This is a genomic window from Facilibium subflavum, assembly GCF_003574485.1.
GTDB classification, from domain to species: Bacteria; Pseudomonadota; Gammaproteobacteria; order Francisellales; family Francisellaceae; genus Facilibium; species Facilibium subflavum.
This window is the reverse complement of record NZ_QLIT01000204.1, coordinates 1-7,871: the sequence shown is the minus strand read 5'-3', so window position 1 is coordinate 7,871 and position 7,871 is coordinate 1. Positions and strand designations below refer to the sequence as shown.

Genomic DNA, 7,871 nt, shown 5'->3' with positions numbered 1-7,871 from the left:
AACCTTGCAAGCGCTTTTTTGAAAGTTTTTGAAAAAAGATGCAAACGATTGAAATATGATCTAATCAAGGTTGAATAGTTTGCATACTCATATTGCAAACTATCCGGCTAAATTATAAGTGTTCAAACCCTTTTTTAAAATTGAAATTATGCTCTGCTTCAATATGTCTGACCGTACCTGAAAGTGAGCGCATTACAATACTGTGTGTTTTCGCAAACTTACCTTTACGCTTAACCCCTTTTAACATATGCCCATCGGTAACACCCGTTGCAGCAAAAAGCACATTCCCGCCGGCTAAATCATGCAAATGATAGACTTTATTTAAATCGGTAATACCCCATTTTTTCGCACGGGCACGCTCATCATCGTTTCTAAATACAAGCCGGCCTTGCATCTGACCACCCAGACAACGAAGTGCTGCTGCAGCCAGCACACCCTCTGGTGCGCCACCTGTACCCATATACATATCAATACCGGCTTGCTCTTGTGCTGTTGCAATCACTGCAGAGACATCACCATCACCAATAAGCGCAATTCTCGCGCCTGTTTGCCGTACCTTTTGAATTAGCTCCTGGTGACGCGGCCGATCTAAAATACACACTACCAAAGCTTCAACTGGAATGCCTTTAAAATCAGCTAAGCGCTTAAGGTTTTGTTCAGGCTCATCATCAATATTAATAATATCATCAGGCAAGCCAACACCACCAACGGCAATCTTTTGCATGTAAACATCAGGCGCATTTAAAAACCCACCATGCTCAGCCATGGCAATAACAGCCAAGGCATTTGGGCCACCTTTTGCCGTAATTGTTGTGCCTTCTAGTGGATCTAAAGCAATATCAACCTTTGGACCACCTTGGCCGACCTTCTCACCAATATAAAGCATTGGGGCTTCATCACGCTCGCCTTCGCCAATGACAACCGTGCCATCAATACTTAAACCATTTAACGCACGGCGCATTGCATCAACAGCCACCTGATCAGCTGCCTTTTCATCGCCACGCCCCATTAATAACCATGCAGATAATGCAGCGGCTTCAGTTACCCGGACACTTTCTAATGCTAAATTACGATCCATTTATGGCCTCTTTTTTGGTTTTAATTCGCGCTTATTGTAACAATTGCGGCAAAGAAAAGGTATGGCTTTATCATAATTAATCGGGTTTCATAAAACCAAAAATATCAACCAGATCTTTATTCTCAAACAAAAAATCCTGTTAAATAGAACTCGGTGAATCTATACTCAAAAGATAACACAACCCGATACCGAATCCCAATGCAAATGCAAATGCATAAAACACTAAACACAAAAAATGGATTTACACTTATTGAGCTCTTAATCGCCGTCACTGTAATTGCAATCTTAACCGCGATTGCTATCCCTTTTTATAATAATTACATGTTAAAAACACATCGATCAGATGCGGTAACTTCACTTAATACGCTTGCTTTAAATGAAGAGGAATACATGCTTGACCAGGGCGTTTACACAGGAACACTTGCTGATATATGGAGCTCAACAACAAGCTCTGAAGGATACTATAACTTAACCTTACAGTTACTTGATGAAAATGGTAACATAACAGCAGTACCTGCAGATGCCACAGGCTTTGAAATTCAGGCAGACCCAACGGGTTCTCAAGCCAGTGATACGGATTGTGACCCAATGATACTCACGGTTAATAATGGACAAATCAGCAGGAGCCCTTCTGATTGCTGGTAAATCAATGCTCTCTGGTAGATAAGAATTCTATATCCGGGTTTCTTTCTTCAGCCAGTTGGAGATTGACACGCGTTGGCGCAAGGTATGTCAAATGCTCACCACCATCTAAAGCAAGGTTTTCGCTATATTTTTTCGTAAATTGCTCAAGTATTTTTTTATCCTGTGCTTGAATCCACCGTGAAGCAATAACGTTAACACCCTCATAATCACACTTCACATTATACTCTGAAGCCAGGCGTTGTGCGACAACATCAAACTGCAATACACCAATAGCACCCAAAATCAAATCATTGCTATTTAAGGGGCGAAAGACCTGAGTTGCACCTTCTTCTGATAACTGAATCAAACCTTTAAGCAAGGCTTTCATTTTCATTGGATCTTTAAGTCTTACTCGACGGAATAATTCTGGAGCAAAGTTAGGAATCCCAGTATATTTTAATTTCTCACCTTGTGTAAAAGTATCACCAATTTGTATCGTACCATGATTGTGTAAACCAATAATATCACCTGGATAAGCTTCATCTAAATGCTCACGCTCACCTGCTTTAAAGGTCAAAGCATTAGAGATTTGAATCTGCTTCCCTAACCGTACCTGATAAAGCTTCATCCCTTTTTTATATTGACCAGAGCATACGCGAAAAAATGCCATACGATCACGATGCTGCGGATCCATATTTGCCTGAATCTTAAAAACAAATCCAGTTAAGCCTTCTTCTTCTGGCTTGACTATACGAACATCTGTATCACGCGCAACAGGCGATGGTGCATATGTGGTAAACGCATCAAGCATCTCCTTGACACCAAAATTACTAAGCGCTGTACCAAAAAAAACAGGCGTTAACAAACCCGCACGATATGCTTCCACATCAAACTCGTGACTTGCACCCTTAACCAGTTCAATTTCTTCTCGAAGTAACTCTGCCAGATAACCAATCTTTTCATCTAGTGCAGGATTATCTAATCCCTCAATAACGCTGTAGTCATAGATATGATGGCCATGCCCGGTTTCAAATAAAATCGTTTTATCTTCATACAAATGATAAACGCCTTTGAATTCTTTGCCAGATGCAATCGGCCAGGTCATTGGTGCACATTGTATATTTAACACCTCTTCAACTTCATCTAAAAGCGCCATTGGATCTTTTGTATCCCGGTCAAACTTATTGATAAAGGTCAAAATAGGCGTTGTGCGAAGGCGACAAACCTCCATCAACTTAATAGTGCGTTCTTCAACACCCTTAACACCATCAATCACCATTAATGCGGAATCAACCGCCGTTAGTGTGCGATAGGTATCTTCAGAAAAATCCTCATGGCCTGGCGTGTCAAGCAAGTTAACAACACAGTCATTATATGGAAACTGCATGACAGATGTGGTGACCGAAATACCACGTTCTTTTTCCATTTCCATCCAGTCTGATGTTGCGTGACGACCTGATTTTTTGCCTTTTACCGTACCTGCCAATTGAATAAGGTTGCCAAATAATAACATCTTTTCTGTTACCGTTGTTTTCCCAGCATCCGGATGGGAAATAATGGCAAAAGTACGACGCTTTTTAAGCGCTGTTAATCGATCTGACATTCAAACTATTCCTCAAGCCCACCACTTATGTCAGACTTGACATCTTTTTTTTCATCACTTTGTGCATCAACGTCATCTGAGGCAGTTGACACATCCTGGCCTTCTTGTTGTTCCATCTGTCTTTTTTGCTGATAATATGCCTTAATATCTATTCCTTGTGCACGCAATTGTGCCTTCTCGGCAATCTCATCTAATCTTTTTTGCGCATATTCTAAATGCTCTGGGGAAAAATCTTCAACAGGTTTTCCATATAAGTCAAATCGCTGCTTATAATCTAAAACCGAGCGTTGATAGCGGGTATCCCCGACATAGCGCTTGATAACATTACGCAGTACATACTGATCAACCGGTGCAAAATGCTCATTTTGATAAACAGTTTCTATATCATCACTGATGCCGATCTTTAAAGGGCGCTTATCTCTTGGGTTAAAACACTTTGGAAAGCGCTGACACAACCATTTAAACAAACGCTGCTCTTCTTTGGCACGCTGCTTAGCAACATCAATTTCAATCACAATTTGCTCACTTTGATCGCCTGGCGCCTCAACAGTCAGTTCAGCAGGTTGTTTTTGGCCAAATTGCGGCATACAAAATGGTGATCTTGACTGATTAACACGTGCCTGCCGGGTTTGCTGACGAGCCTGCATATTTTTGCTGCTTTGCGCGCGGCCACCTTTGGATGCTGCCTTTGATCCTGATGCTGCTCGATCCTGAACAGAATGCACCGCACCACCTCGTTTTTTAGCATCCTCATGCGCTTTGCGCATACGGTCTGTTTTATCTTTAATGCTTTTGCCGCCCACTAATGATTTTAGCAACGAAAAATCATGCAATTTATCTCTACCGTCAGACATACGATATTCCTATTTTTTTACCTTTTATAACACTATCAGAATACTGATTAAGCCGCGACTTTTCAGCATTGTTCTGGTTTCGATACGCAGTTGTATCGATAACAAGCTCGACATTATAGACTTTATAACAACAAAAATCAGCACTTATTCTTAAATTGATCCAAGAAAAACATAATATTTTGCCAATGCAGGTAAAAAAAATATTGACAATGTCATCAATCTTGCAGATAATTTCGACCTGTTGTGGCTACGTAGCTCAGTTGGTTAGAGCACAGCATTCATAATGCTGGGGTCACTGGTTCAAGTCCAGTCGTAGCTACCATTTCATATTTGATTTCCAACTTTTCATATTCACTGAATTACTTTTGTAATTACTTCTACACAGTGGAAGCAATTTATTTTACTTTGCTATTACACTGGTTACAATAAGTCACATACTGGTTTTTATATTACTGGAAATATAAAAGGACAACGAGATGGAAATAAAGTTCAAGCATATTGCCATTATTGGTACGCATTCAAACCCTTGTGTTGCTGATACGGTTTTATACTTAAATCAATATTTACAAAAATATGCAACCATCTATCTTGAAAAAGATACAGCAGCTGAACAGTCAAACAATACGCTTGAATCCTATTCACTGGATTTTATTGCCAAAAACTGTGACCTTGCTATTGTTGTTGGAGGTGATGGTAATTTTCTTAATGCCGGACGCAGTTTATCTTTGATTCGTGATATTCCAATTGTTGGTATCAATCGTGGTAAACTTGGTTTTTTAACCGATATTACACCTGAACAGATAAAACAAAGGCTTCTTCCAATATTAAAAGGGCGATATACAAAAGAAACACGTTTTATGTTGCAGGCGAATATTCAAAGCCAAAAACAAAAATATGACACTACCGTTGCCTTAAATGATATTGTTATTGCCGCAGGACAGCACAGCCGACTTTTCCAAATGCATATCAGCATTGATGGCCGCTATGCATTTGATCAACGCGCAGATGGTATTATTATCGCCACACCAACCGGATCGACAGCGCATGCATTATCAGCCGGCGGCCCTATTATGCACCCTTCACTTGATGCAATTGTATTGGTACCCATGTACTCCCACTCACTTAATAGCCGCCCAATTGTTATAAACGCGCAAAGCACCGTAGAAATTGTAATTGGTGAATATAATGCCCCGCAACCATCTTTAAGCTTTGACGGACATACAAAAGCGACCTTGCAACCAAATGATTGTGTTGCCTTAGCCAAGTGCACCCAGTCGGTGACAATTCTACACCCAAAAGACTATGACTACTTTCATTCATTAAGAACAAAGCTTCACTGGGGGAAGATGTTATTCCCGTAAAAACAATGCCTCCAATATTATTTTTTAAGTAGATCTTTTAGCGCACTTTCAATTGTGGGAAATTGAAAGCAAAATCCCGCCTTTTGCAATATTCCTGGGGCAATATTATGTGAGGATAATAATAGCTCTTTGCCCATCTGACCAAACAAAATTTGTACCATTGTTGCAGGCAGACGCAAAAAACGTCTTTTACCTAACTGTCTACTCAAGGCTTCGATCATCTGTTTTTGTGTGCAAACCTCTGGTGCGGTAATATTAATCTTAGATGCTTTTAAATTATTCTGCATAATGTAAACAATTGCGTTTGCCAGATCATCGATATGTACCCATGTGACAAGTTGTTCTCCTTTACCAATAACAGCACCTAAACCAAGTTTTGCTGTTGGTAAAATCCTTGATAGCATCCCACCATTTTTCCCTAAAACAACCCCAAAGCGCACCACGGTTTTCCGTTGAATATTCGCCTGATCAACAACAGACTCCCATGCAGCTGTAATGGTCTGACAAAATGCTTTGTTTTCTTGGTTAATGGCAATATGCTCAGCTTCTGTTTGTCGTTGCTTTGAAAAAGGATAAAAACCAACAGCACCAGCATTAATAAGCCAAACAGGTGTTTTCCCAATAAATTCAACCAGCCGTTTGGTTGGGAGAACACGCGAGCTGATTATCTTCTGCTTTATTTTTGGCGACCAGCGTTTGCGCGCAATATCATAACCACAAAGATTAATAATCACATCAAAATCATTAGGGTCAATGTGATTTAATACATTCCATTGCAGTATTCTTTCATAATGTTGTACATTTTTAGGTTTTAATTGGCGCGTAAGCAAACTTACCGTAAACCCTTGTGTCTTAAGGACTTTAGACAAATGTGATCCAACAAACCCTGTACCTCCTGCAATCAATACTCTCATGGCAAGCTCCTTTTTTGCCTATGGCTTATATACCATCATATATTCTCCACTATTTTTTCCAATAAAACCACTTGGAATATACTGTGATTCTCCTTGAATGTATTTTAGCAACAACTCCTTCAAATTACCTGATGGGAAAGGAGTTGATTTATCTCTTTGTATTGCTTTGTAGAATTCATCCATTTTTACAGCAACCCCATGATGTCTAGACAGTAATTCTTTCACTTTCGTTGGTATTTGTGTGCCAAGCTCATCGTTGGTAAATTTTGCCAAATTAGCACTCCAATCGTCTTTTCCTAAGTAACTGGTCAATACAGTGTGCATTAAATTAGATGAGCCACTTGCGTAATCATAATCAGCATTATCTTTTGCAAAGTGATTTTCAATATTAGATAATGTAAATTTATCAGATAAAGCTAGACCAAAATCACTATAATATAACTGTTTCCCATCAGTTAAAATGTTTTCAAAATGTGCATCCATGTGTAGAAAGTTCTGGAAGCCCATAAAATAATTAGTTGTTTGCATTTGGCTTTCAACTAATCTCACAGCATTAATAGCAGTACTTTCATTGATGGATAATTGTCTGTTTAACCACCCATAAAGGTGATTGGGAATAAACTCTAAAAATAAATAAGTATGATGCGTTGCCAATGCTATTGCTTTTAATCGACTATTTATTGATGCATTATTCTCCCAATAAGTAGCGTCTTTATCTAAAGCAATTTGTTCTTCATCTGAAATGATTTTGCTGCCAGTGTCTTGCAGTATTCGCCAATGGTACATAATTGGAAAATTAGGGCATTGGCCAGTTATCACCCAATTGGTTGTCATGACATGCGCAGCTAATTCCCGCCAGGCTCCAAAGCCAGTTGAGCCAATACCGTATTGATAACACATTGGTAGATTAAAAATATTGGCAGTAGACATATAATTTTCTGGCTGTAATTCTAAGTCTGTGATCGGTACTTTCTTTACAAAAATAGGTGTGTTATCTACTTCTATATGTAATGAAGTACCACCTATACCTTTGTGCATTTCTTTGCCATCAGCAAGCATTTGTTCTAGCTGTTTGTTGCTCATGCAGGCTAATGCACTAGATATTCTGCTGTATGTTTGCTGTCCTTTAGTTAACTGGTTCATATTTGTGCTATGTCGATATTATGCTTATAAAATGCTATTAAATGGTGTCGAGTAGACATCTCTGTTTCTCCTATTTATAATTTAAATTTTAAACATAATGTGAGAAAGCATGATGCCCCTCACAGAACCGTACTTGTAGATTTCCCACATACGGCTCTTCAACTTAACTCACTGAACCTGTTAAAGTATAAAAATCATGTGTGATTCGTGGCTGCGGTAGTGGGTAACGTTCAATATATTTGTTGAACTTCTCCCAACTCTTTTTACGCTTCTGGTTTCTTCGCTTTAACTACC

The 7,871-nt window shown here is 39.3% G+C and carries 6 protein-coding genes, 1 tRNA gene and 1 pseudogene; 3 read left to right on the top strand and 5 right to left on the bottom strand.

The annotated features are described in order from the left end of the window. Positions 1-112 precede the first annotated feature (112 nt). On the bottom strand, positions 113-1,078 hold the full coding sequence (glpX, locus tag DNK84_RS11295; protein WP_119344609.1) for a class II fructose-bisphosphatase: 966 nt from the start codon (positions 1,076-1,078) through the stop codon (positions 113-115). Positions 1,079-1,288: 210 nt separating this feature from the next. Between glpX and DNK84_RS11290 the strand changes: the two genes are divergently transcribed. After that, on the top strand, positions 1,289-1,723 hold the full coding sequence (locus DNK84_RS11290) for a type IV pilin protein (RefSeq protein WP_162902405.1): 435 nt from the start codon (positions 1,289-1,291) through the stop codon (positions 1,721-1,723). Between the two features lies 1 nt (position 1,724). Here DNK84_RS11290 and DNK84_RS11285 read toward each other — a convergent pair whose 3' ends face one another. Further along, positions 1,725-3,305, bottom strand: coding sequence for a peptide chain release factor 3 (locus tag DNK84_RS11285; protein ID WP_119344607.1), 1,581 nt, complete (start codon positions 3,303-3,305; stop codon positions 1,725-1,727). A 101-nt stretch (positions 3,306-3,406) separates the two neighbouring features. Beyond that, a pseudogene (locus tag DNK84_RS11280) lies at positions 3,407-4,159 on the bottom strand (ProQ/FINO family protein); the annotation flags it as partial. A 245-nt stretch (positions 4,160-4,404) separates the two neighbouring features. Between DNK84_RS11280 and DNK84_RS11275 the strand changes: the two are divergent. Continuing rightward, positions 4,405-4,481, top strand: a tRNA-Met gene (locus DNK84_RS11275). Between the two features lie 154 nt (positions 4,482-4,635). Further along, on the top strand, positions 4,636-5,520 hold the full coding sequence (locus DNK84_RS11270) for an NAD(+) kinase (protein ID WP_119344605.1): 885 nt from the start codon (positions 4,636-4,638) through the stop codon (positions 5,518-5,520). 17 nt (positions 5,521-5,537) lie between these two features. On the opposite strand, the gene DNK84_RS11265 is transcribed toward DNK84_RS11270, so the two are convergent. Together DNK84_RS11265 and DNK84_RS11260 are read right to left on the bottom strand one after the other, a co-directional pair. Then, positions 5,538-6,434: a TIGR01777 family oxidoreductase gene (locus tag DNK84_RS11265; protein ID WP_119344604.1), complete on the bottom strand. Its 897-nt coding sequence runs from the start codon at positions 6,432-6,434 to the stop codon at positions 5,538-5,540. Between the two features lie 18 nt (positions 6,435-6,452). Continuing rightward, positions 6,453-7,577, bottom strand: a complete 1,125-nt coding sequence (locus DNK84_RS11260; RefSeq protein ID WP_208123312.1) for a hypothetical protein — start codon at positions 7,575-7,577, stop codon at positions 6,453-6,455. Positions 7,578-7,871: the final 294 nt, after the last annotated feature.

What these genes read in the sequence shown, in the direction of transcription:
- DNK84_RS11265 (WP_119344604.1), bottom strand. Translation starts at nt 6,434, where the DNA reads ATGAGAGTATTGATTGCAGGAGGTACAGGGTTTGTTGGATCACATTTG.
- DNK84_RS11270 (WP_119344605.1), top strand. Translation starts at nt 4,636, where the DNA reads ATGGAAATAAAGTTCAAGCATATTGCCATTATTGGTACGCATTCAAAC.
- DNK84_RS11260 (WP_208123312.1), bottom strand. Translation starts at nt 7,577, where the DNA reads ATGAACCAGTTAACTAAAGGACAGCAAACATACAGCAGAATATCTAGT.
- glpX (WP_119344609.1), bottom strand. Translation starts at nt 1,078, where the DNA reads ATGGATCGTAATTTAGCATTAGAAAGTGTCCGGGTAACTGAAGCCGCT.
- DNK84_RS11290 (WP_162902405.1), top strand. Translation starts at nt 1,289, where the DNA reads ATGCATAAAACACTAAACACAAAAAATGGATTTACACTTATTGAGCTC.
- DNK84_RS11285 (WP_119344607.1), bottom strand. Translation starts at nt 3,305, where the DNA reads ATGTCAGATCGATTAACAGCGCTTAAAAAGCGTCGTACTTTTGCCATT.